This window comes from Nocardia sp. NPDC055321 (genome assembly GCF_053645575.1).
The window spans coordinates 36,378-60,056 of the sequence record NZ_JBSHMS010000040.1 but is presented as its reverse complement, the minus strand read 5'-3'; the positions used below and the strand labels follow the sequence as shown (position 1 = coordinate 60,056).

Below are 23,679 nucleotides of genomic sequence, written 5' to 3'. Positions count from 1 at the left end.
TCGCGGCCCGCCCGGTTCTGGACTGAGTGGAGCGGGGGAGCGAAGCGGAGGAGCGGAGGGAGGGAAGAACCGGGCTTCGGGGGCCGCGAACCGCCCGGAGCGAAGCGGAGGGCAAAATAAGCACAGTGGCAGCTACGGAGTTCTCGTTCAAAGTCGGTACCCGGCTCGAGGGTCGGCACGGCCGATCCGGTCTGATCAGCACTCCGCACGGGGACATCGCGACCCCGGCGTTCATTCCGGTCGGCACCAAGGCCACCGTGAAAGCGGTGCTGCCCGAGACCATGAAGGACCTCGGGTCGCAGGCGCTGCTGTCCAACGCCTACCACCTGTACCTGCAGCCGGGACCGGACATCGTGGACGAGGCCGGGGGCCTGTCGAAGTTCATGAACTGGCCGGGGCCGACCTTCACCGACAGCGGCGGCTTCCAGGTCATGTCGCTGGGCGTGGGCTTCAAGAAGGTGCTGGCCATGGAATCGGTCGGCGTGCAGAACGACGACGTGATCGCCGCGGGCAAGGAACGCCTGGCGCACGTCGACGACGACGGCGTCACCTTCCGCTCGCACCTGGACGGCTCCAGGCACCGCTTCACCCCCGAGGTGTCGATGGGCATCCAGCATCAGCTGGGCGCGGACATCATGTTCGCCTTCGACGAACTCACCACCCTCATGAATACCCGTGGCTACCAGGAGGAGTCGCTCGAACGCACCCGCCGGTGGGCCCAGCGCTGCCTGGACGAGCACGAGCGGCTCACCGCCGCGCGCTCGCACCGCCCGTACCAGGCGCTGTTCGGCGTGCTGCAGGGCGCGCAGTACGAAGACCTGCGGCGCAAGGCGGCTCGCGATCTCGAAGCGCTGCGCGGTTCGGAGGGAACGGAATTCGACGGCTACGGCATCGGCGGCGCGCTGGAGAAGCACAATCTCGGCACCATCGTCGGGTGGTGCTGTGACGAACTGCCCGAACACAAACCGCGCCACATGCTCGGCATCAGCGAACCCGAGGACATCTTCGTCGCGGTCGAGAACGGCGCGGACACCTTCGACTGCGTGAATCCCTCCCGGGTGGCCCGCAACGCCGCCATGTACGTGGACAAGGGCCGGTTCAACATCAATACCGCTCGTTTCAAACGAGATTTCACGCCCATCGACGAGACCTGCGACTGCTACACCTGCGCGAACTACACCCGCGCCTACATCCACCACCTGTTCAAGGCCAAGGAGATGCTGGCCTCCACGCTGTGCACCATCCACAACGAGCGCTTCACCGTGCGCCTGGTGGACCGCGTGCGCGAGAGCATCGACGGCGGCTACTTCCAGGACTACAAGACCGAGTTCCTGGGGCAGTGGCGCGGGCGCGTGAAGTCGCCGGAGGACTAGCTCGCCGCCGGTTCGACCGGCCGGGGCAGGCCGCGCGCGAATTCGCCGGCGATGCTCGCGAAGGCGCGAATGCGGGCGTCCTCGTCGGCGGCGCGCCAGAACAGTCCCCAGGCGATCCGCGGGCCGTCCGGCACCGGAATCCAGCTGACCTGGGGATGGCGGTAGTGCTCGGCCATCAGATCGGTACCGAGGCAGGCCCCGTGGCCCTCCGCGGTGAGTGCGAGCAGTTCGGTGTGGGTGGCCGCGCGCAGGCCCGAGTTCAGTGGCTTGCCCTGCGGGGTGCGGGCCGGGATCTGCGCGCGCATCCAGTACTCGGGCACCCCGTCGATGCCGAGTAGCGGCAGCTCGCCGATCTCCTCCATCGAGATCGAATCCTGCTGCGCCAGCGGGTGATTCGAGGCGATGGCGAGCACGCGCGGATCGCGTCGCAGGATCGGCCCGGTGCGCATGTCCGGTTCGTTGATCGGGCCCAGCGTGCACAGGATGTCGACGGTGTTCGCGCGCAGCCCGCCGATCCATTCCGAGAGCTGGGATTCGCGCACCTGCACCTCGCACGCGGGGTACGCGGCGCGGAACAGATCCACGACCGCCCGCAGGATCGGCGTGGTGCCCGCGCCCTGGTAGCCCACGCGCAGCACCCCGGACACGTCGCGGCCCGCGGCCACCGCGCGGGCCACGGCCCGCTGGATCTGCCGGAAGCCGGGTTCGAGATCCTCGCGGAGCTGTTCGCCGATCGGCGTCAGCCGGACCTGGCGGCTCGTTCGCTCGAAAAGCGGTGCGCCGATGCGACGTTCGAGTTTGGCGATGGTCTGGCTCATCCGCCCCTGGGAGAGCCCGAGGCGTTGCGCGCTACGGCCGAAATGCAATTCCTCGGCCAGGGTCAGGAACGCCTCGATCTCGTGCCGTTCCATGATCATCAGCCTCCGGGTCGATCGACGGCCGTCGCACCGGCCGCGGACATCGTACTGGACTCGCCGCCGGTCACCTCGGTCGATAAGCCGGGCTAATCGATGCATCAGCGAATCGTCATTGCCGGGCGCGCGCCGCGCCCGCGAGGATCGAGGAGCCGTCGAGCACGCTGGAAGGGAGACGGGGCCTTGGGAATTCCGCTGTGGGAGCCGCCGTCACGGGCGCTGGAATCACCGCGCCGGCCGAGACGAGCGCGCGGTGCCGCCGCCGAATCGCGGGCGACCGAGTTGCGGGCCACCGTCCACCTGCGCTTTCGTATCGAGCCGGATCCGGTTGCCGCACAACGATCGCCGGAGGCGGCGGACATCGACCTGCGCGCCGCCGCGGTGCAGGGCCTGGCCGCGGCGCTGCTGCGCACCAACGGCGCGATCACCGACGCCCAGCTCGATCTGGCCCGCCTGAGCGGGCTCACCGACGCGGAGATCGTCGAGGTGATCGCCAACGCGGCCACCCGAATCCTGGGCGTTTACCTGGACAACGTCGCCGGCGCCGGGGTCGTCACGACCGTCGTACCGGCCGCGGACGAGTGGGGAGTCTCGTGAATCTGCCCGGCCGCCTGCCGAGTCCGGGCACCTGGCACATCGATCCGTTCCACACGAACGCGCAGTTCGTGGCCGTGCATCGGGGCGCGGGCCGGGTGCGGGGCCGGTTCACCCGCGTGCGCGGCACCTTCGAGGTGGCCACCAGTCTGGTGCACAGCACCGCGACGGTGTCCATCGACGCCGGGAGCGTGCACACCGGGCTGGCCGTGCGCGACCGCCACCTGGGCTCGGCCGAGCTGCTCGATGTCGAGACCTACCCGGAACTGGTCTTCGAGGGCGCGGGCCTGATCCTGGACGCGGACGGGCACGGCACCCTGTCCGGGCAGCTGACGGTGCACGGGGTGACCCGCACGGTCATCCTGACGGTCTCCTGGCTGGGCAGCGCCCCGGATCCGTTCGCCGACGACGAGGAGCACATCGCCTTCTCGGCCGGCACCACCGTCTCGCTCGCCGACTTCGGCATCACCGCGCCGAAGGTGCCCGTGCTCGCGATCCGGTTGATCGAGGACCGCGTCGACCTGGAACTGGATGTGGTGCTCATCCGATACGACCCCGCGGCCCTGCTGGCGGAGATGCCGCTGGGCTGAGCGCGGGCATCGGTTCGCGGTCCGCCCGGTGGGGTGCGGACCGCGAACCGGCGGAGTCAGCTCTCCAGAGCGGGCTTGTCCAGGGGCCGGTAGCTGGGCTCCTTCTTCTTCAGGAACGCGATCACCCGGTAGGTGATGGGCAGCACGATGATCTCGGCGAGCGTCTTCCAGACGAAGCCGACGATCACGTAGTTGATGAACTGCCCCCACGAGGAGATGCCGATGACACCGGCCGCGATGGAGCAGAAGATGAGCGTGTCACCGAACTCGCCGACGACGGTCGACCCGATGAGCCGCGCCCACAGGTGCTTCTCCTTGGTGCGCTCCTTGATGGCCACCAGGGTGGCCGAGTTCAGCATCTCGCCGACGAAGAAGCCGAGGAGCCCGGCGGCCACCATGCGCGGGGTGTGGCCCATGACCCCGGCGAAGGATTCCTGGTAGGCGGGATCCATGGCGGGCAGGGCGATGGCGATCTCGAAGGCGAGCACCGCGACCAGCAGCGTGCCGAAACCCAGGTAGATCGCGCGGCGCGCGGCCTTGAAGCCGTACACCTCGCTCAGCACGTCGCCGAGGATGTAGGCGAAGGGGAACAGGAACCAGGCGCCGTCGGTGGTTATCGGCAGAATCTCGATCGGCCCGAGCTTCAGGGACTGATCGGTGAAGAATTGAACGCCCTTGGTGGCGCAGATGTTCGAGATGATCAGTACTGCCGTGAACAAAGCCACGACCGGTGTGTAATAACCCCCCGCCGCCTTCGCGAAAGCCGCGTGTTCGGTAGCGGGGCGTCCAGATCCGGCGGTGTCCGCCGGTAATAGTGCATCACTCACGAACAAGACAGGATACCCGTGTCGCGTTCGGGTGGAATAGGCTGGGCTGATGACGAATGCCGGCGGTTCCGACGAGTGGTGGAAACAGTACGGCGGTGAAGGGGTCTCGCCGGATTCCGCGCCATCGGGCGCGGGGGCGAATCCGGTGACGCCGCCACCGGCAGGCTATTCCTCCGCACCGAACCTGAGCAAGCCGCAGGACGCGCAGTCCGGCGCGCCGCAGTATCCGAATTATCCTCCGCCGCAGCCGAATCCGGGTACCCCGTATCCGAACTCGGGCGGGTACGCGCAGCCCGGTTCCGGCGGCTTCGCGCAGCCCACGCCGGGCGGTTACGGTCAGCCCGCGTCGGGCGGGTTCCCGCAGCCGGGACCGGCGGCCCCGGGCTACGGCTACCAGCAGCCCGGATACGGGCAGCCCGGCGGCTACCAGCCCTACGGGTACGGGCCGCAGGGCATGGGCACCAACGGCATGGCCATCGGCGCGCTCATCACTTCGATTCTCGGCCTGACCACGCTGTTCTTCTGCTTCCTGCCGATCGGTTCGCTGGTCGGGCTGATCCTGGGCGTGATCGCGCTGAACCAGATCAAGCAGAGCGGCCAGGAGGGCCGCGGGCTCGCGCTCGGCGGCATCTGGGTCGGCGCGGGCGGGCTGGCGCTGGGCATCCTGCTGTGGGTGATCATCGGCGCGGCCTTCCTGGGTACCAGCAGCTACTGACCGGCGGCCCGCGAAATGCCGTGCGGCGAACGATAACCGGGGCTCGATCCCGGCCGGGAACGACAACGGGGCGCATCCGATCATCGGATGCGCCCCGTTTCGTGCTGTCGCCCCGGCTCGACGCGGGACGTGGAACTATCAGCCCTTGACGACCTGGGTGCCGCCGGCGAGCTTGTCGTGCCAGCCCTGCTTGTTCGGGTCCTGCTCGATGGTGACGGCGATGTAGATCGCCAGACCGAAGCCGACCAGTCCGCCCAGGCAGTACACGGCGTTGCACGCGGCGTACAGGTTGCGCATCAGCGACTGCTTCGGATCGATCTTGGCCGCGCCGTTCGGCGGGATGATGCGCAGGCCGAGCATCTTCTTGCCGAGGGTGGTGTTCTGCGAGGTCTCCATGCCGACGAAGTAGGCGGTGATGACCACGCCGATGAACAGCGACTGGATGATGCTGCCCGCGATGCCGCCGATGACCGAGGCCAGGATCGCGCCGACGATGGCGGCCGGGATACCGGCGATCAGCGTGTCGATCACGCGGGCGCCGAAGCGGGTCCACAGGTCGGCGGGCACCGCGCCGCCGCCGAAGCCGGGCGCGCCGTAGCCGGGCTGGCCGCCGGGGAACGGCTGCTGCTGGGCGTAGGGGTCGGGCTGGCCGTAGGGCTGCTGCTGCCCGTAAGGCTGCTGCTGGCCGTAGGGCTGCTGGCCGTAAGGGTCGGACTGCTGCCCGTAGGACGGCTGCTGCGGCTGCTGGCCGTAGGGATCGGGCTGCTTGCCGTAGGGGTCGGGCTGCTGGCCGTAAGGCTGCTGTCCGTACGGCTGCTGGCCCTGAGGCGGGTACGGCTGCTGGCCGTACGGCTGCCCGCCCTGCGGATACTGGTTGGGGTCGTACCCACCGCTTGTCATTTGTTTTCGCCGTCCTCGTCGAATTCGTTCGGGATCTGGTCGAGTCCGTACGTTACGGATACGTACTGGGTTGCAACAAGCCGTTCGGATCGAGTGTCCATGGTTGGTGTGGAAGGTTTTCCGGCCGGAATTGCGCCAGTAACTGGGACGTCGTGGTTGCCTCGTGGTAGCCGAGAGAGGCTGCGAGTGCGGCGAACACCCGCTGCGGGGTCTCGCCGAGCTCGATCCGATCGCGCAGGGTGACCGCGCCGTCGCGCTTGGCCAGCCGTTGGCCGTCGGTGTTGAGGACCAGCGGCACGTGGGCGTACGCCGGTATCGGCAGTCCCAGCAGGGTGGCCAGGTAGGCCTGACGTGGGGTGGAAGGCAGGAGGTCGTCGCCCCGGACGACCTGGTCGATGTGCTGGTCGGCGTCGTCGACCACGACCGCGAGGTTGTAGGCCGGGATCCCGTCGCCGCGCCGCAGCACCAGATCGTCGACCGCGCCGCGATAGCTGCCGAGAAGCTGATCGGTGATTTCGAAATCGGTGACGTCGGAACGCAATCGCAGTGCGGCGGGTCGTCCGGCCGCGCGCTTTTGCGCACGATCACTTTCCGTGAGGTCGCGGCATGTCCCCGGATAGGCGCCCATGGGCCCGTGCGGCGCGGTGACCGCCTGTTGAATTTCCCGGCGCGTACAGAAGCATTCATACGTGCGTTCCGCGGCGGTCAACCGCGCGATGGCTCGTTCGTACAGGGGCAGCCGCTCGGACTGCCGGACGACGGGCGGATCCCAGTCGAGGCCGAGGGCTTCGAGATCCGCGAGCTGGCGTTCCTGCGATCCGGCGCGCACCCGATCCAGATCCTCGACCCGCAGCAGGAAGCCGCGGCCGGTCGAGCGGGCGAACAGCCAGGCGAGCAGTGCCGTGCGCAGATTTCCCAGATGCAGATCACCCGAGGGGCTGGGCGCGAATCGTCCGAAACCGGTGGTGGACACAGCGGCCCATAGTAGGTGACGGGTGCATTCGCATCCTTCGCGGCGGCGTGGCGGTCGAGTCACGCACGGGCGCACACCCGGTGCGTGCCGACAGCCGCGATGCGAATTCAGCGAAGTCGCAACTGCACTCGTAAATCCGCTTCCACCAGCGGTTTTTCCTCGTCCAGTGCGGTCAGGAGGGCGGTCGCGTGTGCGATGAGGCCGGGTGCGTCGATGTCGTACGGCACGGGCTCGCACGCGGTCAGCCGATGCGTCGCGCGTTCCAGGAGGGTGCGGGCGCCCTTGGGATTTCCGCGCTGAATGTGGGTCAGGCCAACGGCGTACTGGGCCAGACCCTGCCACAGCATCCGCTCGGCGAACGGACCGTTCTTCCAGGCGGCCTCGAGCACCTCGTGCGCGTTGAAGGCGAGACCGTCATCGAGCAGGCGCTGGGCGTAGTCGAGGGTCTCGGCGGGGGAGAGCAGCAGGTCATCGGGGATGCGCGGAACGCCCGGGCTGCCGAAAGGCAGTGGGCGGCCGAAACGATCGCGCGGACGGGCGTTGCGCGCGCGGCCCGTTTCGTCGCGATCGCGGAGGGTGTCGTCGGGCTCCGGGGCGGGATCGTCCGGGGTGTGCTCGGCCATGCAGTCCATGATCCCGGATGCGCTCGCGGGCGCCTTCCGTCGAGTTAGCCAGGAAGTGGGCAAATTGACCGACAACTTAATTGCGGGCTTCAAAATTCGTGTGCGCCGATCTTGGCAAATATTAGGCAAATAATTAGCTGGCTAACCTTGCTGCAAATTTGCTGGTTGAAAACGAAAGAATGCGATCTCCTTATGTCGAACCCTGCTAGTCTTTAGCGCGGGAAGGGCCATCGGGGGTGCATTCCCATCGTGAAGTGCGGAAAGTTGGTTGTACGGAGTGTTTGCGTGCAACTCCCGGCGTACGCGGGAATCGTGCAGCGTCGTGGATTCCGGCGTCACCCAGATCGATGCCAGCAAGATCTCGAGCTTGACGCAGCAAAGGAGCTAGTACCGTGAATGTGGATTTCACAGGCGCCGTATGGCGCAAGAGCAAACACAGCGGCCCCAACGGCAACTGTGTGGAGGTCGCCTTTCTCGTGAACGGCACCGTGGGTGTCCGTGACACCAAGGATCACGGCCACGGCCCGATTCTGGCTTTCACCCCGGGCGAGTGGGACGCGTTCGTGGCGGGCGTCTCCGACGGCGAGTTCACCCGCGCCTGACCGCCGGCCGAGCGACAACAGAGAACCCCGAGTCGATGCCAGACTCGGGGTTCTCCGTATTCCGGGGTGCGAGCGCTACTCGGCGGGGTGGTCCCCGTCCACCGGACGGTCGTTCCGCTGCGCGCGCCGCAGCACGGCGAGCTGCGCGTGCTCCGCGGCGAGTTCGGCGGCGGCGTGCTGGTCGCGTTCGTCCGGCGGGTCGGCGCGCCAGAAGCTGCCGGTGCCCGGACGGCCCGCGCTGCCGAGCTTGTTCATCTTGTACGGCACGGGCGCGCCCTGGTATTCCAGCGAAATCGGGTGGCCGTGCGCGTCCACCGGGCCCAGCGGCTGGTGGATCTCGATGTACTCACCGTGCGGAAGTCTGCGCACCACACCGGTTTCCACGCCGTGTTCGAGCACCGCGCGGTCGCGGCGCTGCAGGCCCAGGCAGAGCCGGTACGCCGCGTAGTACGCCAGGGGCGGGCCGAGCAGCAGCGCGATGCGGAAGATCCAGGTCGTCGCGTTGAGCGAGATGTGGAACTGCAGGGCGATGATGTCGTTGACGCAGGCCAGGGTGAGCACCAGGTAGAAGGTGAGGGCCATGGCGCCGATGGCCGTGCGCACCGGCACGTCCCGGGGACGTTGCAGCAGGTTGTGGTGGGCACGGTCGCCGGTCAGGCGTTTCTCGATCCACGGATAGACGATGAGCAGCCCGAAGATCACCGGCATGGCCAGCGCCACCGAGAAGGCGCCGGGCACGGTGTGCCCGAAGATGTACAGCTCCCAGGCCGGGAACAGGCGCAGGAAGCCGTCGGTCCACATCAGGTAGAAGTCGGGCTGGGTGCCGGCGGAGACCTGGGAAGGGTTGTAGGGCCCCAGGTTCCACACCGGATTGATCTGCAGCAGGCCGCCCATGAGCGCGAGCACGCCCAGGGTGAAGGCGAAGAACGCGCCCTGGTCCAGCGAGAACACCGGCACGATGCGGGTGCCGACGACGTTCTTCTCGGTGCGCGCGGGCCCGGGGAACTGGGTGTGCTTCTGATACCAGACCAGCGCGACGTGAACGGCTATGAGCGCCAGCATGATTCCCGGGAACAGCAGCACGTGCGTCACGTAGAGCCTGGGCACGATGAGGTTTCCGGGGAAGTCACCGCCGAACAGCAGCCAGTGCAGCCAGGTGCCGATGACGGGGGCGCTCATCGTGATGCCGGCGAAGGCTGCGCGCAGCCCGGTGCCCGAGAGCAGGTCGTCGGGCAGCGAGTAGCCGAAGAAGCCCTCGAACATGGCGATGATCAGCAGGAGTGCGCCGATCACCCAGTTCGCCTCGCGTGGCCTGCGGAACGCGCCGGTGAAGAACACCCGGCACAGATGGATGATCATCGAGGCGGAGAACAGCAGGGCGGCCCAGTGGTGGACCTGGCGCACGAAGAGCCCGCCGCGCACGTCGAAGGAGATCTCCAGCGTGGTGGCGTAGGCGCGGGACATGGTGACGCCGCGTAACGGCTGGTAGGAGCCCTCGTAGACGACCTCGCTCATGGAGGGGTCGAAGAACAGCGTCAGGTATATACCGGACAGCAGCAGAATGACGAAGGTGTAGAGCGCGATTTCGCCGAGCAGGAACGACCAATGCGTCGGAAATATCTTATTGATGGATCTTTTGAGGAATGCCGCGGCCCGATAGCGCTGATCCGCCCCATCGGCCTGTTCCGCGAGTCGATTTCGAGTTGCCATAGCGGTCACCCGGCCCCGAGAAGAGAGTATTGCAAGCCTTCTACTACACACGGTAGCACCCAGAGTGCCTGGACCGTAGGGCCTTTCGATAGGGTCGTCGGGTGAAATCCCTGGCGCCCCGGGACGCCACCATGTACTGGCTGTCGGCGCGAACCCGCAACGATCTGTTCCTGCTGTACGCCTTTGTCGATACCGGTCAGTCGGTCGAGCGTCTACGGGAAATCCTCGCGAATCGGGTCGCCCGCGTTCCGGATTTGCTGGCGCGCGTGCTGGATACTCCTGCAAACATTGCGTATCCCATTTGGGAGCCTTGTGGATTCACCGATGACCAGGTGGCCGAGCACTCGCCCGGGGGTGTGAGCTGGGACGCGATTCCGGCGGCGCTGGGCGAAGTGCTGGGCACCGGGCTGCGCGCCGATCGGCGCCCCTGGCGACTGCACCTGTTCCGCGGCGTCACGGGCGCGCCCGGTGCCGAGCCGGGCGAATCCGCGCTGATCGCCGTGCTGCAGCTCTCGCACGCGCTCGCGGACGGCCGGCGCGCGGCGGAGCTGGCGCGGGCGCTGTTCGCCGAAGCGGAGTTCGGGGACGCTGCCGAGGCGGGGTCTCGAACTGCTGAGGCTCGGGACGGCTTCGGATCCGGCGCGGCACCCGCCGGATTGCCGGGACGCCTGATCGCCCGTGCTCACGACGCGGCGGCGGACCTGCTGTCCGCGGTGCTTCCGCGGCCGTGGGCGGCCGCCGCGCTCGCCCTGCCGGTGATTCCGATCGATATGGCGCGCACGGTGTTTCGCGGCATCGCGGCGTATCGTGCCGAACGCGAACTGGCCGAGCTGACCGCGTCCGGTGCGATCCCGCCGCCGGCGTCGCCCGTCGGGCCCACCCTGTTCAACGGCGACGGTATCCCGCCCGCCGCCCACGCGGTGCGCATGCTGGTGCGGGACGCCGACCGGCTGCGGGTACCCGGCCGGACCGTGACGGTGGTGGTCGCCACCGCCGTATCCCTTGCGCTGGAGCGGTATTCGGCGGAGCCGGGCGAGCCCGCCGGCCCGCTGTTCGCGCAGATTCCCATGGCGGTGCCCGGTGACGGCCGCACCCGCAACAGCTATCACGATCTGTCGGTGGATCTGTGTGCGGGAGAGCCGGATACGGCGGAGCGCGCCGCCGGCATCGCCGCCGGTCTGGCCGAGCGCCGCACCCGAGCCGCGCATCCGCTGCAGGCCGCGCGCACCCGGGCGACCGCCGCGATTCCCGCGCCGATCCTGTACCGCGACATCGCGTCCTACCCGATAGATGTACTGCCGCAGTCGGTCTCGGGCCACACCGTGATCTCCAGCGTGCACCGGGGTCCGGCGGATCTCGCGTTCGACGGCGGCCGCGTCCTGTTCACCGCGGGGTTTCCCGGGCTGGGCTCGGTCATGCACCTGACCCACGGCGTGCACGGCCTCGGCGACACGGTCACGGTGTCCGTGCATGCCGACCCGGCGGTCATGACCCGGCTCGACGACTACGCGGCACTGCTGGACTCCGCCCTGGACGAGGTCGTCGCGACCCTGCGCGCCGCGGGCGATCCGGCGCCGGCGGATGCTTTCCGATGATTTGCCAGGCCACCTGACGGGCAAAGAGGCTATTTTCTAGTCACCTGTGACCTGTCGTGCTGAATGCGCTGACATTCCATGCCATCGTGCGCGTCGTGTCGCGGCGACCTGGTGGTACTGCCTAGCTTTGGCCTCGGGCATTCCGAGCGCGGGATCCTGCGTGGGGACTCCCGGCCACGCGCAGTTACAGGCTGGCAGCCGCCCGCGCTCGGATGCCCTGGGTCGTCCCGCCCTGACGACTCGGGCCCCGGCCTGCAAACGGGGCCGATCGCTGTACACGGCAGCACGACACCGGCCGGCGGGTATACCCAACCCAACCCCATCCGCCGGCCGGTGTTCCGAGTCCGCGGCCGTCCCGGTGCGTGGCGCACCCGGGTTCGCGCCCCAGTGGAGGACCATGACGAACGTGACGCAGACAACCCACCCCAGTGCCCTGCGCCTCCTCACGGAGATCCTCACCGCCTACGGCACCATGGACCTCTTCCTCGCGCAGGCCCGCCGAGAACTCGACTACCCCACCGAAGAACTCCCCAGGTTCGTGGAGACGACCGCTCCCCTATGGGAGCGCGCCCTCTCCCCGGTCCCCGTCCCGGACCTACCCGCCGTCTCGGTCCCGCCCCCGACCGGCCGCCACGCCCGCGTCGACGACTGACCGGAAACGCTTGGCCGGAAACGACGAAAGCCTCGGCGGACGGTGTCCAGCCGAGGCTTTCGTGAGCGGAGGATAGGGGATTTGAACCCCTGAGGGCGTTAACCCAACCCGCGTTCCAGGCGAGCGCCATAGGCCACTAGGCGAATCCTCCGTGGAGGAATATACCGGGTAGAGGGCGGTAACAAGAAATTCGGTGGTCGGGGACGCTTTCTCGCGGGGATCGGCCGGTGCGCGGGCTACTTCTTCTTCAGGCCGTTCAGGGCCTGCTGGACCTGGTCCTTGGCGACGCGGGCCACGTCCTCCTTGCTGACGGTCTCGCCTTCGCCGCGGTCGACGCTGATCTTGACCTTGACCGAGACGTTGCTGTCCTGCACCGCGACTGTGTAATCGAGCACACTGAACGAGGAGTAGTCGCGGGTCTCGGCGTGCCAGTAGCCCTGCGACCCGATGCCGCTGACGTCGCCGGAGGAGCGGCCGCTGCCGGTGGTGCCGGTGTCGTAGGACTTCCAGGACTCGTAGTCGGGCTTGCCGTAGGCGCCGTTGAAGGAGACGTCGAGGGTGATGTCCGCCTCGTTCGTGTGGTACTTGCTGGTGCTGGACTGGCTTTCGTAGCCCGCCGTGCAGGTCAGTCGCCCGCCGGAGTAATCGGTCGGCTTGGTCTCGGTGTGCTCGGGGGTTCCGCTGGAGGTCGAGGACCAGCGGGTTATCGACGAGGGGTCGATGAGGTTGCAGGCGTTGGTGACGTTGTCCATGGAGTAGTTGCCGTCCATGGCGGCCTTCCCGTCATCGAGCGGGCTGAGCGGATTGTCTTCTTTGCCGGACAAGCCGATGGCCACGACGCCGATGCCGACGATCGCCACCAGGCCCACCACGCCGCCGATGATCCAGCCGGTCTTGGATCCGCCGCCGGACGGCGGGGGCGTGTAGCCGCCGTAGCCGCCGCCCATCGGGGGTTGCGGCGGCGGCTGCTGGGCGTACCCGCCGGAGAACGGCTGGGGCTGCGATGCGAACTGCTGACCCGCGAACGGCTGGGGCGCGGACTGCTGCCCGGGGAAGGGCTGCGGCGCGGACTGCTGACCCGGGAACGGCTGGGGTGCGGACTGCTGACCCGTGAACGGCTGCGGCGTAAAGGGCTGCGGGGGAGGGGCGTACGCCGCTCCGCCCCCGTAGTTGAGCATCGTGGGGTCCGGGCCGGTGACCGGCGCGCCCGCGTCCTGGGTGGCCGGCGGCATATCCCACCACTGCGCGGTTTCCTGGTGCCGAGCCGGGTCCTGCGGGTCGCCCGATCCGGGGTTGGAGCTAGTCACTACAGGTTTTCCCCTCCGGTGCTGAGCGGGTCCCCCCGCCTGTCCGACCGATCGTATCGACCCGGGGCGGCGCGAGTCTCGGTGAGCCGCTACACTGGCCGACGGATCCAGCGCGGCGCGCATCCTGTGAACTCCCCCAGGGCCGGAAGGCAGCAAGGGTCAACGGGCTCTGCCGGGTGCGCTGGGTCCCCTTTAATTTCCGGGGTGTTCGCACGCTTGCGACGGTGGAGATACCTCCCCGTCGGCAGTGGCTACCAAGTAACGTGATCCGGGTCGGCGCTGTGGCGCAGACAGGACAAAACACCCCTAGCCCCTGGAAAGGCTGCACCATGCCCCGGCAGACGCAAATTGGTTTGATGAGCCATGCGGAACTCGTAACCGAACACGAGACGCAGACCGCGAACTACGCGACGCTCCAGACCGAGAAGCTGACGCTGGACATCACGCGCGGTAAGCCCGCGCCCGAGCAGTTGGACCTGTCGCTGGACCTGCTCTCGCTGCCGGGCATCGAGGACTACCGCGACGCCACCGGCACCGATGTGCGCAATTACGGTGGCCTGCACGGCCTGCCGGAGCTGCGCGCCATCTTCGGCGAGCTGCTGGGCATCCGGGTCGAGAACCTCATCGCGGGCAACAACGCCAGCCTGGAGTACATGCACGACGTGATCGTGTACTCGATGTTGCACGGCAACGCCGACTCCGAGCGGCGCTGGGCCGACGAGCCGGTGCTCAAGTTCCTGTGTCCCGCACCGGGTTACGACCGGCACTTCGCCATCACCGAATCGCTCGGCATCGAGATGATCCCGATTCCGATGGGTCACGACGGGCCGGACGTGCGCGCGATCGCCGAGCTCGTCCGCGACGACGCGAGCATCAAGGGCCTGTGGGCGGTGCCGAACTACTCCAACCCCACCGGCGTCACCTTCTCCGAGGCCGTGGCGCACGAGCTGGTCGCCATGCCCACCGCCGCGCCCGATTTCCGGCTCTTCTGGGACAACGCCTACGCGGTGCACCCGCTCACCGACATCGCCGATCCGGTGATCGATGTGCTCGGGCTGGCCGCCACGGCCGGAAACCCCAACCGCCCCTACGTTTTCGCGTCCACCTCGAAGATCACCTTCGCGGGCTCGGGCGTGAGTTTCCTCGGCGCGTCCACCGCGAACCTGGACTGGTTCCTGAAGCACGCGGGCAAGAAGAGCATCGGCCCGGACAAGGTCAACCAGCTGCGGCACCTGCGCTTCTTCGGTGACGCCGAGGGCGTGCGGGCGCACATGCAGAAGCACCGCGCCATCCTGGAGCCGAAATTCCAACTGGTGCTGCGCATTCTGGAGGATCGCCTGGGCGCGTCGAAGGTGGCGTCCTGGACCGAGCCCAAGGGCGGCTACTTCATCAGCCTCGACGTGCTCGAGGGCACGGCCAGCCGGGTGGTGGGGCTGGCCCGGCAGGCCGGCATCGCGCTGACCCCCGCCGGTTCGTCCTTCCCGTACGGAAAGGACCTGGAGGACAAGAACATTCGTCTCGCCCCGAGCTTCCCCTCGCTGGCCGATCTGGAGAAGGCGATGGACGGCGTCGCGACGTGCGTGCTGCTGGCCGCCACCGAGAAACTGCTGGCCGCGGCCGGGGAATAGGCCGCGCCGGTAGTCGCTACCGGAATCGAAGGCGCGCACCGGATGCGGTGCGCGCCTTGCTTTTACGTGGAGACGAGGCGGCGGCTAGGCCTTGTGGGCGAGCACCGCGAAGATGGTCACCGACAGGTGGATGTCGCCGCTCTTCGCGCCCGCTTCCAGGTCGGCGATGAGTTGATCGCGCTGCTCCTGGGTGATGGACCCGCGTGCCACGGACATGTCGGCGATGCGGGCCACCAGCGCGCCCGCGCCGATCCCGCCGTCCTGGATCAGGGCGTGCGAGCCGATGTCGTCGACCACCAGGCCGGCCGCACTGAGCTGCCCGGCGAGCCTGCGCCCGGCGAAGGGGTTGGTGGTTCCGGCGATCATGGTCTCGATGACCTTGCCGACCACCTGCCGGTCGCCCGGATGCACGATGGCGGTGCCCCAGTCGCTGTCCATGACCACGACCCGGCCGCCCGGTTTTAGCACGCGGGCGATTTCGCCGACCGCGCGCGCCGGGGACGTCAGGTGCTGGAAGACGCGTTCGCACAGGGCCACGTCGAAGCTGTCCGAGCCGAACGGCAGGCCGTAGGCGTCGCCGGAGACGAAGGTGGCGGTCGATCCGGACTGGGCGGCCCGGCGTTCGGCGGCGGTCAGCAGTTGCGGGTCCGGTTCGACCCCCACCGCGGTGCCGGTGGCCCCGACCGCTTCGGCGAACCGGATGACCTCGGACCCGGTCCCGGATCCGATGTCTACCGCGCTCTCCCCGGCGCGCGCGGCGAGCGCGTCGTGCGCCCAGTTCCGCAGCCGCCGGATGCCGGGTAGCGCGGCCTGTAGATCGTGTACGTCGACCAGTTGGTCCTGGCCTTCTCGGTCGAATCGGTCCGGTCGCAGTCCGGACCCGCCGCCGTCGTGCGGCGCGGCTCCCGCTGTGGATACAGCCATGGTGTCGGGCATGTCGCCGAGCCTAGTCGTGACGCGCGTCACCGCAACGCGGGCAGAAGGGACGATGCCGCCAACCCCGGTGAACGGCCACCGCCGTCGGTGATCAGGGGTGGGCGGGGGCGGTGAAGAACTCGCGCAGGGTGGGGGCGAGCTGGTCGGGGGTCGCCAGGACGCCGTGGTCGGCGCCGGGGAGCTCGACCGTGCGGGCGCCGGGGGCGGCCGACGCCACCGCGCGGGTGCCCGCGGCGAGCCAGGGCCAGGTCTGATCGCCGTGGACCGCCAGGACCGGGCGGGTCAGGGCGGCGAGGCGGGCGGTCGGCGGGGCGAGGTCGTCGCCGCAGGCGAGGGCGTCGTAGGGCAGGCCGCCGGCGTTGGCGACCAGGAAGGGCCAGTCGTCGGCGGCGCGCATCCCCGCCACCATCTCGGCGGGCACGCCGACGTTCTCCTCCAGGAACAGCGTCACCGCGGCGTCGTGCTCGCCCGCGCGCACCAGCTCCGCGAGGCGTGCGCGAGTGCCCGGGGCGGGGGCGGGCCGCGAGTCGTCGGCCAGGTACGGGGTCTCGTAGACCGCGACCCGGTCGATCGGGAGGTCGTGCATGAGCCCCTCCAGCGCGAGTATGCCGCCCGAGGAGTGGCCGAAAACGCTTGCCCGCCCGCCGAACTCGGCGATGACCGCGGCGAGGTCCTCGATCTCGGACCGCAGCGCGTAGTCCGCGGCGCGGTCGTCGCTGCCGCCGCGGGCGCGGCGGTCGTAGGTGATCGCGGTGAAGTCGGGCGCGAGCGCCGCGGCCAGGGCCGCGACCGTGGATCGATCGTTGAACGCGCCGCCGAGCAGGATCACCGGGTCCCCGGAGCCGATGGCGTCGACGGCCAGCACCGTGCCGTCGCGCGAGACGACCTCGCGGGTGTTCGGGCCCGCGGGCGCGCCGGACTCGTCCCCGCCGGCGTCCCGCCGCGGGATGCGGAAGGCGAGGTGGGTGGCGTCGGCGGAGTCGAGAACCCGGTAGCGCTCGAGTTCCACGATCCCGGCGGGCAGGTTGTCGAAGAGCCGGACGCCGCGGCCGAGCAGGACGGGCGCGATATGGATGTGCAGTTCGTCGACGAGGCCGGCGGCCAGGGCCTGCTGCACGATGGACGCGCCACCGGAGACGTGCACGTCCCGGCCCGCACCCGCCGCGCGGCACACCCGGATAGCCTGCTCGATCGCCGCGGTCACGCCGTCGGTGCAGAAGTGGAAGATGGTGCCGTCGGCCAGGATTCGCGATTCCTCCGCGCGCTGGGTGACCACGAAGACCGGCACGTGATACGGCGACTCGACGTCCCATTCCGTGCCCGCCGAATCGAACATGCGCCTGCCCAGGACGTACGCTCCGGTCCGCTCGACGCGTTCGGCGATCACCTCGGCCTCGGGATCGGTGACGGCGGTCGCGGACGTCTCGCCCGTGAGTCCGTGCTGCTCCTGCCAGACGAAGTGTTTGACGGCCCACTCGGTGACGCGATGGAAGCCTTCGTCCAGGTACGGCGGCTGGAGCGCTCCCAGGCCGCAGACGAATCCGTCCAGGGAGATGCTCATGTCGGCGCGGACGATGGGTTCGCGGGTGGTGTTCACGGTGACTCCTCGGGTTGGCTTTTCGGTGCCTTACGCGAGGTGGTCGGAGCGGTCGCCGCGATCTCTACATCGTCAGCGAAAAAACTTTCCCGGCGAGATAGCGCTGCTCAGGGGCATTGTCGGCCCGGTCGGCGGCCGCGCGGTAGTCCCGGGCCGCGCCCGCGCGGTCGCCCGCGAGTTCGCGCAGATGCGCGCGGGTGGCGAGCAGCCGGTGGTGGCGGGCCATCCGCCGGTCCGACTCCAGCTCGGCGATGACGGCCAGCCCGGCCGCGGGTCCGAGGACCATGGCCACCGCGACCGCGCGATTGAGCGTGGTGACGGGATTGGGCGCGACGCGCTCGAGCAGGTCGTAGAGCGCGAGGATCTGCGGCCAGTCCGTGGTTTCGACGGTGTCGGCCTCGTCGTGCACGGCGGCTATCGCGGCCTGCAGCTGGTACGGGCCGACGTCCCCGCGCGCCAGGGTCGCGGTGATCAGCTCGACGCCCTCGGCGACGCGCCCGTGATCCCACAGTCCGCGATCCTGCTCGTCGAGCGGCACCAGGTCCCCGGCGGCGTCCACGCGCGCGGCCCGGCGCGCGTCGGTGAGCAGCATCAGGGCCAGCAGCCCGGCCACTTCGGCATCCTCGGGCAGCAGCCGGAAGAGCATGCGCGCGAGTCGAATTCCCTCGTCACTGAGGTCGGGCGCCACGAGATCCGTTCCGGCGGTGGCGGTGTAGCCCTCGTTGAAGATCAAGTACAGCACGTGCAGGACCGCGGCCAGCCGGCCGGCTCGCTCTGCGGGCGCGGGCATGGCGAAGACGCGCCCCGCGGCGTCCACGGTCTGCTTGGCGCGGGAGATCCGCTGTGCCATCGTCGCTTCCGGCACCAGGAAGGCGGCCGCGAGTTGCGCGGTGCTCAGGCCGCCGACCGCGCGCAGCGTCAGCGCGATCTGGCTCGGGGGCGTCAGCGCGGGATGGCAGCACAGGAACAGCAGTGCGAGCGAATCGTCGTGTGCGGGCGCGTCGCCGGGCTCGACGGTGGCGGCCGCGTCGCGTTCCTCGCGCCGGCGGCGCGCCGATTCGCCGCGCATCTCGTCGATGAGCCGCCGCTGCGCGACGGTCACCAGCCAGCCGCGGGGGTTGTCGGGCATACCCGACTCGGGCCACTGCGTGGTCGCGGCGAGCAGCGCCTCCTGGGTGGCGTCCTCGCAGGCGGCGAAGTCTCCGTACCGCCGGACCAGGGTGGCCAGCACGCCGGGCGCGAGCTCGCGCAGAACCGATTCGACGCCCGAGCCGGTCACTGTTTCGGCGACTCGTGCAGCACCGGCCACACTTCCACCGGCGATCGATCGGCCATGGGAATGTCGGCGGCGATCTCGCGCGCCCGCTCGGCGGTCGCGACGTTCAGCAGGTAGAGGCTGGCCAGGTACTCCTTGGTCTCGAGGTAGGGCCCGTCGGTCACCACCGGCCCGCCGTCCCGGCGCAGCACGAGTTCCGCGGTGTCCGCGTCGCCGAGACCGTAGGCGCCCAGCAGTTCCCCGGTGGCGCGATAGCGCGCGTTCCACGCCTCCTGCTCGGCCACCACGCGCGGCCACTCCGCGGGCGGGATCGAATCCCATTTCTCCTGGTTGCCGTAGATGAGCAGTAGGTACTTCATGGTTCGACAAACTCCCAGATCCCACCGGGCCGGTCAACCGGCCCACGCCGGCGCCCAGGTGGCGTGTTCGCGTGACCCCTGTCACCGGTCCGCGGGCCGGATGGGATGATCGACCCATGGTGAGCCGCGCGCTGTGTATCGCTCAGGAACCGGAAGCCGATGCCCTGCTTTCATCCGATGATTTCGCGCTTTTGGTCGGAATGACGTTGGATCAGCAGTTCCCGATGGAACACGCGTTCCGGGGCCCGCAGAAGATCGCCGAGCGAATGGGCGGGTTCGACATCCGCACAATCGCCGACGCCGATCCGGCCGAATTCGAGGAACTGGCCGCGACGCCCCCGGCAATTCATAGGTACGGCCGTTCCATGGCCCGCCGGGTACAGGAGCTGGCCCGCTTCATCGTCGAGAACTACGACGGCAAAACCGCAGGTCTGTGGACCGAGGGCGATCCCGACGGCAAAGAAGTCCTGAAACGCCTCAAAGCCCTTCCGGGTTTCGGTGACCAGAAGGCCCGAATCTTCTTGGCGCTGTTGGGTAAACAGGACGGACTGCAAGCCCGCGGCTGGCGCGAGGCCGCCGGCGCATACGGCGAACAGAACTCCCGCCGCTCGGTCGCCGACGTCACCGACGCCGAATCCCTGGGGCAGGTGCGGGAATTCAAGAAGCAGGCCAAGGCGGCCGCCAAGGCCAAGTAGTCAAGCCCCTATCTCGATCGAATCAAGCTGGTTTTTAACCTCCTCGTTCTGCGCCGTTTGCCTGATGCTTGCCGCTATCAAGTTCGTTTTCGGCAGTGGCGAGGAAGCAGTACCAATGAAGATGAGGAAGTTCGCCGGAGTTGCGGCGCTGGTAGTTACGGCGCTGGGCCTGGCCTCCGGGACCGCCGGTGCGTCCCCGGTCAAGGCTGACGAGGGCGTAATCAATTACACCCAGACCACCACCGAGACCCAGTCGATCATCACGACTGACGCGGGCTCCCTGGTGGTCGAAGACGGAATCTTCAAGGTGAAGGCCGCCAACGGCACCGTGGTCGCCGGCACCGAATTGAACTTCCGGGTCGACGATTTCGAGTTCCCGATCGCCGCGAACATCTCGGGTAACACCGCAACCCTGACTCCGCAGTTCACTGTGGATCACGCGGTCTACAAGCCGGTCGCGCTGCCCTACGAGAACGTCGCGCCGTGGAAGACCGAGTACGAGCGTGAGGTCGCGGCCTGGACCCGTCTGACCACCACTATCGCCCTGGGCGCCACTGTCGGCACCCTGGTCGGCGGCATCAGCGGCGCTGCCCTCGGCTGCGCGCTCGGTGGTGTCGTGTTCGCAACCGCGACCGCGCCCCTGGCCACCCTGTTCGGTGCCGGCCCGCTCGCCGGCTGCCTCATCGGCGCCTCGACCGTCGGCTTCCTCGGAACGCTTATCGGACAGGTCTTCGTCACCGCTCCGGTCGCCATTCTGGCTGCCGCGCAGTACTTCACCACGATCAACCAGCCTTTCGCCGCTCCGGCCAAGTAGTCCGGTAGCACTCCCCGAGGGTGTCGCCACGAGAGTTCATCGTGGCGGCACCCTCGAGTCATATTCCGTTCGTGAGCCAACGTTTGTATTCCTCCGTTCCCCCTGCGGATCTGCCTGATGAGGAAAACGACAACATGCTTTCGAAGAAATTCGCCGCCACCGCGGCGTTGCTGATCGCCGCCATGGGGATTACCGCCGGTACCGCGGGCGCGGCTCCCGAAGCCCCCGCCGACCAGGGCGTGATCAACTACGCCGCCACCACCACCGACACCAGCACCATCATCCGCACCGATGCGGGCGCGATGGTCGTCGAGGACGGCGTCTTCAAGATCAAGGCCGCGAACGGGACCACCGTCGCCGGCACCGAGCTCAAGTTCCGCGTCGACGATTTCGAGTTCCCGATCGCCGCGAACATCTCGGACAACACCGCGACGCTGACCCCCGAGTACAACATCGACAAGGCCGTCTACAAGCCGGTCAACCTGCCCTTCGAGAACCAGGCCCCGTTCAAGTCCGAGTACGACCGTGAGCAGGCCGCCTGGAAGCGCATGATCGACACCATCTCGATGGGCGGCACCGTCGCGACCCTGGCCGGTGGCCTCGGTGGCGCGGCCGTCGGCTGCCTCGTCGGCGGCGCCGTCGGCCTGGCCGCCAGTGCCGCGCTGACCGCCATGTTCGGCGCGCTGGGCGGCACCGTGCTCGGCTGCCTCACCGGCATCACCACGGTCGGCTTCCTGGGCACCCTCGCGGGCCAGATCTTCATCACCGCCCCGGTGGCGATCATCGCCGCGTTCAACTACTTCACCACCATCAACCAGCCCTTCGTGGCTCCGGCCAAGTAGCCGGGGCGCGTTGCCGGTCCTGCAACGTCCGGTGCGCGGGACCCCGGAACCCGCTCGGTCCTTCGGACCGGGCGGGTTTCGCGTTCCCGGGGCTCGAATCGGGGTGAGCTGAAACCTGTTCCCCGGCGAAACCGGATGGTGGAGTGGGTAGATGGGCGAGCTGACTTCGATTCGCGGCGACGCGGATGTCTTTCCGGACGGGGCCGCGGCCGCACTCACCTCGGTGGAGGGGGTCGAGCTGCGAAAGACCTTCGCGCACTTCCCCAGTGGGATCGTGGCGGTGTGCGCGCGGATCGGCGGGCAACCGCACGGGCTGGTGGTGAGCACCTTCGTGCCGGTGTCGCTGGACCCGCCGCTGGTGGCCATCTGCGTGCAGTACACCTCCGAGACCTGGCCACGCCTGGAGAAGGCGAGCCGGCTGGGCCTGAGCCTGCTGGGGACCGGCCAGGATAAGGTCGCCAAGGAACTGAGTTCGCGCACCGGTGACCGGTTCCGGAGCGTGGATCTGCACACCGGCCACGGCAATGCCGCGTTCATCGGCGGGGCCACGATCTGGCTGGAAACCTCGGTGCACGAACAGGTTCCGGCCGGCGATCACGCCGTGGTGCTGTTGCGCGTGCATCGGTTGAGCACCCATCCGGCCACCGAGCCACTGGTGTTCCACCAGAGCGGATTCCGCTCGTTGCGATCCGCCTGAGCTGAAACCTGTTCTCGTGAAACCGCCGGTGCTGCACTGACATCGCCGGGCGGCAGGCTTCGCCCGGACTCGGTAGCAGCCAGGCGAAAGTGGGTACCCGGTCATGTCACAGGACGAAACCGCCGGAGAACAGGTCGCGGCGGCGACCGGACGATGGTCATGGATCAGTGAGGACTGGCTGGCGGTATTCGCCGGACTCACCCTGCTGGCCCTGGTGCTGACCGGCATCCTGCCGGACGGGCTGGTGCCCTGATGAGCGAGAAGACCGCCGATCCGGCACAGCCGCAGCAGGAATCGCTCGCGAAGGCCGCCGCGGCGCCGCCCGCGACCGCCGCGACCGCCACCACCGATGATCCGCCGCAGGGCAATCGCGTCGCCCTGGCCGTGGCGGGTATCGCCGTGGTCGTGGTGCTGGGCGCGATCACCCGCTACCTGGAGGTCAACGCGCCGAAGTGGGCGGTCGACACCCCGTTCGAGAAGATCGCCAAGAGCGTCGAATACCCCATCTACGCCATCATTCTCGGCCTGCTCGGCAACGCCCTGCTCTGGAAACTCGGCCTGCGCGAACGCCTGTCGGCCGGCTTCCGCACCGAGTTCTTCATCAAGACCGGGGTGGTCCTGCTCGGCGCGTCCATCAATCTGAAGATTCTGGCCACGGCCGCCGGTCCCGCGATTCTGCAGGCGCTCCTACTCATCACCGCGGTCTTCGGCTTCACCTGGTGGTTCGGCGGCGTGCTCGGCATCGACGATCGCCTGCGCGCGCTGCTGGCCTCGGCGGTCTCCATCTGCGGGGTGAGCGCGGCCATCGCCGCGGCGGGCGCGGTGCAGGCCAAGCGCGAGCAGCTCGCCTACGCGGCGTCCATGGTGGTCATCTTCGCGCTGCCCTCCATCTTCCTGCTGCCGTGGCTGGCCGACGTTTTCGGACTGTCGGACGCGGTGGCGGGCGCCTGGATCGGCGGCAACATCGACACCACCGCGGCCGTCGCGGCGGCGGGCGCGCTGGCGGGCGAGGAGTCGCTGCAGATCGCCACCATCGTCAAGACCACGCAGAACGCGCTGATCGGCCTGGTCGCCATCGCGCTGACCGCCTACTTCGCGCTGCGGGTGGATCGCACCGGCACCGCGCAGCGCCCGACCATCGGCGAATTCTGGGCGCGTTTCCCGAAATTCGTGCTCGGCTTCATCGCCGCCTCGGTGATCGGCACGCTGTACTCCCAGTACGCGGACAAGCCCAAGCCGGCGCTCGCCACGGTGAACGATCTGCGGACCTGGTTCCTGATCTTCGCTTTCGTCTCGATCGGTCTCGCGTTCTCCGCCAGGGGAATTCGTGAGGCGGGCCCGCGGCCCATCGTGGTCTTCGGCGCCGCGACGCTGGTGAATCTGGCGGTGGGCCTGGGACTTTCGGTCCTGCTGTTCCACAATTTCCAGCCCTGATCCACCGCCGGTCCGGGTTGAACTCA

Annotated in this window: 25 protein-coding genes, 1 tRNA gene and 1 other RNA gene; 15 read left to right on the top strand and 12 right to left on the bottom strand. The window is 68.7% G+C overall.

Going from position 1 to position 23,679, the window contains the following annotated elements; translation table 11 throughout:
• Nucleotides 1-116: 116 nt before the first annotated feature.
• A complete protein-coding gene (gene tgt, locus ACWIGI_RS38335; RefSeq protein ID WP_454208524.1) occupies nucleotides 117-1,373 on the top strand; it encodes a tRNA guanosine(34) transglycosylase Tgt in 1,257 nt (418 codons plus the stop codon).
• Here the strand turns inward: tgt and ACWIGI_RS38330 are convergent.
• Nucleotides 1,370-2,284 (bottom strand): LysR family transcriptional regulator, encoded by a 915-nt coding sequence (locus ACWIGI_RS38330; protein WP_454208521.1) that lies wholly within the window; start codon nucleotides 2,282-2,284, stop codon nucleotides 1,370-1,372. The genes tgt and ACWIGI_RS38330 overlap by 4 nt on opposite strands.
• Nucleotides 2,285-2,470: 186 nt before the next feature.
• On the opposite strand from ACWIGI_RS38330, the gene ACWIGI_RS38325 reads away from it, so the two are divergent.
• Entirely contained in the window at nucleotides 2,471-2,884 is a 414-nt protein-coding gene (locus tag ACWIGI_RS38325) for a hypothetical protein (RefSeq protein WP_454208520.1), read from the top strand.
• Nucleotides 2,881-3,471: a YceI family protein gene (locus ACWIGI_RS38320; protein ID WP_454208519.1), complete on the top strand. Its 591-nt coding sequence runs from the start codon at nucleotides 2,881-2,883 to the stop codon at nucleotides 3,469-3,471. The genes ACWIGI_RS38325 and ACWIGI_RS38320 overlap by 4 nt, the downstream gene beginning before the upstream one ends.
• 56 nt (nucleotides 3,472-3,527) lie before the next feature.
• On the opposite strand, the gene ACWIGI_RS38315 is transcribed toward ACWIGI_RS38320, so the two are convergent.
• The gene (locus ACWIGI_RS38315; protein WP_454208518.1) at nucleotides 3,528-4,298 is read right to left on the bottom strand and encodes a queuosine precursor transporter; all 771 of its coding nucleotides are present in this window, start codon (nucleotides 4,296-4,298) and stop codon (nucleotides 3,528-3,530) included.
• A gap of 49 nt (nucleotides 4,299-4,347) precedes the next feature.
• Here ACWIGI_RS38315 and ACWIGI_RS38310 point away from each other — a divergent pair, with 49 nt between their 5' ends.
• Nucleotides 4,348-5,013, top strand: coding sequence for a DUF4190 domain-containing protein (locus tag ACWIGI_RS38310; protein WP_454208517.1), 666 nt, complete (start codon nucleotides 4,348-4,350; stop codon nucleotides 5,011-5,013).
• Nucleotides 5,014-5,151: 138 nt separating this feature from the next.
• On the opposite strand, the gene ACWIGI_RS38305 is transcribed toward ACWIGI_RS38310, so the two are convergent.
• The 3 genes from ACWIGI_RS38305 to ACWIGI_RS38295 all read right to left on the bottom strand — a co-directional run bounded on the left by ACWIGI_RS38305 (nucleotide 5,152) and on the right by ACWIGI_RS38295 (nucleotide 7,509).
• Nucleotides 5,152-5,913, bottom strand: a complete 762-nt coding sequence (locus ACWIGI_RS38305) for an RDD family protein (protein WP_454208516.1) — start codon at nucleotides 5,911-5,913, stop codon at nucleotides 5,152-5,154.
• Between the two features lie 52 nt (nucleotides 5,914-5,965).
• The gene (gene gluQRS / locus ACWIGI_RS38300; RefSeq protein WP_454208515.1) at nucleotides 5,966-6,886 is read right to left on the bottom strand and encodes a tRNA glutamyl-Q(34) synthetase GluQRS; all 921 of its coding nucleotides are present in this window, start codon (nucleotides 6,884-6,886) and stop codon (nucleotides 5,966-5,968) included.
• A 107-nt stretch (nucleotides 6,887-6,993) separates the two neighbouring features.
• Entirely contained in the window at nucleotides 6,994-7,509 is a 516-nt protein-coding gene (locus tag ACWIGI_RS38295; RefSeq protein WP_454208514.1) for a DUF309 domain-containing protein, read from the bottom strand.
• 398 nt (nucleotides 7,510-7,907) lie between these two features.
• Here ACWIGI_RS38295 and ACWIGI_RS38290 point away from each other — a divergent pair, with 398 nt between their 5' ends.
• Nucleotides 7,908-8,111 carry a DUF397 domain-containing protein gene (locus tag ACWIGI_RS38290; protein WP_454208513.1) on the top strand — a complete coding sequence of 68 codons (204 nt, stop codon included), beginning with the start codon at nucleotides 7,908-7,910 and terminating at the stop codon, nucleotides 8,109-8,111.
• Between the two features lie 75 nt (nucleotides 8,112-8,186).
• On the opposite strand, the gene qcrB is transcribed toward ACWIGI_RS38290, so the two are convergent.
• Nucleotides 8,187-9,821: a cytochrome bc1 complex cytochrome b subunit gene (gene qcrB / locus ACWIGI_RS38285; RefSeq protein ID WP_454208512.1), complete on the bottom strand. Its 1,635-nt coding sequence runs from the start codon at nucleotides 9,819-9,821 to the stop codon at nucleotides 8,187-8,189.
• A gap of 101 nt (nucleotides 9,822-9,922) precedes the next feature.
• Here qcrB and ACWIGI_RS38280 point away from each other — a divergent pair, with 101 nt between their 5' ends.
• Nucleotides 9,923-11,416: a wax ester/triacylglycerol synthase domain-containing protein gene (locus ACWIGI_RS38280; protein WP_454208511.1), complete on the top strand. Its 1,494-nt coding sequence runs from the start codon at nucleotides 9,923-9,925 to the stop codon at nucleotides 11,414-11,416.
• A gap of 406 nt (nucleotides 11,417-11,822) precedes the next feature.
• A complete protein-coding gene (locus ACWIGI_RS38275; RefSeq protein ID WP_454208510.1) occupies nucleotides 11,823-12,068 on the top strand; it encodes a hypothetical protein in 246 nt (81 codons plus the stop codon).
• 66 nt (nucleotides 12,069-12,134) lie between these two features.
• On the opposite strand, the gene ACWIGI_RS38270 is transcribed toward ACWIGI_RS38275, so the two are convergent.
• Nucleotides 12,135-12,219: transfer RNA gene (locus tag ACWIGI_RS38270), tRNA-Ser, on the bottom strand.
• Between the two features lie 85 nt (nucleotides 12,220-12,304).
• Nucleotides 12,305-13,375, bottom strand: a complete 1,071-nt coding sequence (locus tag ACWIGI_RS38265) for a hypothetical protein (protein WP_454208509.1) — start codon at nucleotides 13,373-13,375, stop codon at nucleotides 12,305-12,307.
• Nucleotides 13,376-13,475: 100 nt separating this feature from the next.
• Here ACWIGI_RS38265 and ffs point away from each other — a divergent pair.
• Nucleotides 13,476-13,570: signal recognition particle sRNA small type (ffs, locus tag ACWIGI_RS38260), an RNA gene on the top strand.
• 134 nt (nucleotides 13,571-13,704) lie between these two features.
• Nucleotides 13,705-15,003 carry an aminotransferase class I/II-fold pyridoxal phosphate-dependent enzyme gene (locus ACWIGI_RS38255; RefSeq protein ID WP_454208508.1) on the top strand — a complete coding sequence of 433 codons (1,299 nt, stop codon included), beginning with the start codon at nucleotides 13,705-13,707 and terminating at the stop codon, nucleotides 15,001-15,003.
• Between the two features lie 84 nt (nucleotides 15,004-15,087).
• On the opposite strand, the gene ACWIGI_RS38250 is transcribed toward ACWIGI_RS38255, so the two are convergent.
• From ACWIGI_RS38250 to ACWIGI_RS38235, 4 genes are all read right to left on the bottom strand, one after another.
• Nucleotides 15,088-15,927 carry a methyltransferase domain-containing protein gene (locus ACWIGI_RS38250; RefSeq protein WP_454208523.1) on the bottom strand — a complete coding sequence of 280 codons (840 nt, stop codon included), beginning with the start codon at nucleotides 15,925-15,927 and terminating at the stop codon, nucleotides 15,088-15,090.
• Nucleotides 15,928-16,030: 103 nt separating this feature from the next.
• A complete protein-coding gene (locus ACWIGI_RS38245; protein ID WP_454208507.1) occupies nucleotides 16,031-17,536 on the bottom strand; it encodes an alpha/beta fold hydrolase in 1,506 nt (501 codons plus the stop codon).
• Nucleotides 17,537-17,600: 64 nt separating this feature from the next.
• The gene (locus tag ACWIGI_RS38240) at nucleotides 17,601-18,815 is read right to left on the bottom strand and encodes an RNA polymerase sigma factor (RefSeq protein WP_454208506.1); all 1,215 of its coding nucleotides are present in this window, start codon (nucleotides 18,813-18,815) and stop codon (nucleotides 17,601-17,603) included.
• On the bottom strand, nucleotides 18,812-19,171 hold the full coding sequence (locus ACWIGI_RS38235; RefSeq protein WP_454208504.1) for a YciI family protein: 360 nt from the start codon (nucleotides 19,169-19,171) through the stop codon (nucleotides 18,812-18,814). Before ACWIGI_RS38235 ends, ACWIGI_RS38240 begins: the two co-directional genes overlap by 4 nt.
• Nucleotides 19,172-19,287: 116 nt before the next feature.
• On the opposite strand from ACWIGI_RS38235, the gene ACWIGI_RS38230 reads away from it, so the two are divergent.
• The 6 genes from ACWIGI_RS38230 (at nucleotide 19,288) to ACWIGI_RS38205 (ending at nucleotide 23,653) form a co-directional block, all read left to right on the top strand.
• Nucleotides 19,288-19,866, top strand: coding sequence for an HhH-GPD-type base excision DNA repair protein (locus ACWIGI_RS38230; RefSeq protein ID WP_454208503.1), 579 nt, complete (start codon nucleotides 19,288-19,290; stop codon nucleotides 19,864-19,866).
• Between the two features lie 115 nt (nucleotides 19,867-19,981).
• Entirely contained in the window at nucleotides 19,982-20,680 is a 699-nt protein-coding gene (locus tag ACWIGI_RS38225; RefSeq protein ID WP_454208502.1) for a hypothetical protein, read from the top strand.
• 134 nt (nucleotides 20,681-20,814) lie between these two features.
• Nucleotides 20,815-21,522 carry a hypothetical protein gene (locus tag ACWIGI_RS38220; RefSeq protein ID WP_454208501.1) on the top strand — a complete coding sequence of 236 codons (708 nt, stop codon included), beginning with the start codon at nucleotides 20,815-20,817 and terminating at the stop codon, nucleotides 21,520-21,522.
• 151 nt (nucleotides 21,523-21,673) lie between these two features.
• A complete protein-coding gene (locus tag ACWIGI_RS38215) occupies nucleotides 21,674-22,219 on the top strand; it encodes a flavin reductase family protein (protein ID WP_454208500.1) in 546 nt (181 codons plus the stop codon).
• 103 nt (nucleotides 22,220-22,322) lie between these two features.
• Nucleotides 22,323-22,472: a hypothetical protein gene (locus ACWIGI_RS38210; RefSeq protein WP_454208499.1), complete on the top strand. Its 150-nt coding sequence runs from the start codon at nucleotides 22,323-22,325 to the stop codon at nucleotides 22,470-22,472.
• The gene (locus ACWIGI_RS38205) at nucleotides 22,472-23,653 is read left to right on the top strand and encodes a YeiH family protein (RefSeq protein ID WP_454208498.1); all 1,182 of its coding nucleotides are present in this window, start codon (nucleotides 22,472-22,474) and stop codon (nucleotides 23,651-23,653) included. The genes ACWIGI_RS38210 and ACWIGI_RS38205 overlap by 1 nt, the downstream gene beginning before the upstream one ends.
• Nucleotides 23,654-23,679 lie beyond the last annotated feature (26 nt).

Coding starts and splice junctions, on each gene's coding strand:
- ACWIGI_RS38220 (WP_454208501.1), top strand. CDS start 20,815: ATGCTTTCGAAGAAATTCGCCGCCACCGCGGCGTTGCTGATCGCCGCC.
- ACWIGI_RS38215 (WP_454208500.1), top strand. CDS start 21,674: ATGGGCGAGCTGACTTCGATTCGCGGCGACGCGGATGTCTTTCCGGAC.
- ACWIGI_RS38305 (WP_454208516.1), bottom strand. CDS start 5,913: ATGACAAGCGGTGGGTACGACCCCAACCAGTATCCGCAGGGCGGGCAG.
- ACWIGI_RS38205 (WP_454208498.1), top strand. CDS start 22,472: ATGAGCGAGAAGACCGCCGATCCGGCACAGCCGCAGCAGGAATCGCTC.
- ACWIGI_RS38255 (WP_454208508.1), top strand. CDS start 13,705: ATGCCCCGGCAGACGCAAATTGGTTTGATGAGCCATGCGGAACTCGTA.
- ACWIGI_RS38295 (WP_454208514.1), bottom strand. CDS start 7,509: ATGGCCGAGCACACCCCGGACGATCCCGCCCCGGAGCCCGACGACACC.
- ACWIGI_RS38230 (WP_454208503.1), top strand. CDS start 19,288: ATGGTGAGCCGCGCGCTGTGTATCGCTCAGGAACCGGAAGCCGATGCC.
- ACWIGI_RS38225 (WP_454208502.1), top strand. CDS start 19,982: ATGAAGATGAGGAAGTTCGCCGGAGTTGCGGCGCTGGTAGTTACGGCG.
- qcrB (WP_454208512.1), bottom strand. CDS start 9,821: ATGGCAACTCGAAATCGACTCGCGGAACAGGCCGATGGGGCGGATCAG.
- ACWIGI_RS38310 (WP_454208517.1), top strand. CDS start 4,348: ATGACGAATGCCGGCGGTTCCGACGAGTGGTGGAAACAGTACGGCGGT.
- ACWIGI_RS38235 (WP_454208504.1), bottom strand. CDS start 19,171: ATGAAGTACCTACTGCTCATCTACGGCAACCAGGAGAAATGGGATTCG.
- ACWIGI_RS38250 (WP_454208523.1), bottom strand. CDS start 15,927: ATGGCTGTATCCACAGCGGGAGCCGCGCCGCACGACGGCGGCGGGTCC.
- ACWIGI_RS38210 (WP_454208499.1), top strand. CDS start 22,323: ATGTCACAGGACGAAACCGCCGGAGAACAGGTCGCGGCGGCGACCGGA.
- ACWIGI_RS38330 (WP_454208521.1), bottom strand. CDS start 2,284: ATGGAACGGCACGAGATCGAGGCGTTCCTGACCCTGGCCGAGGAATTG.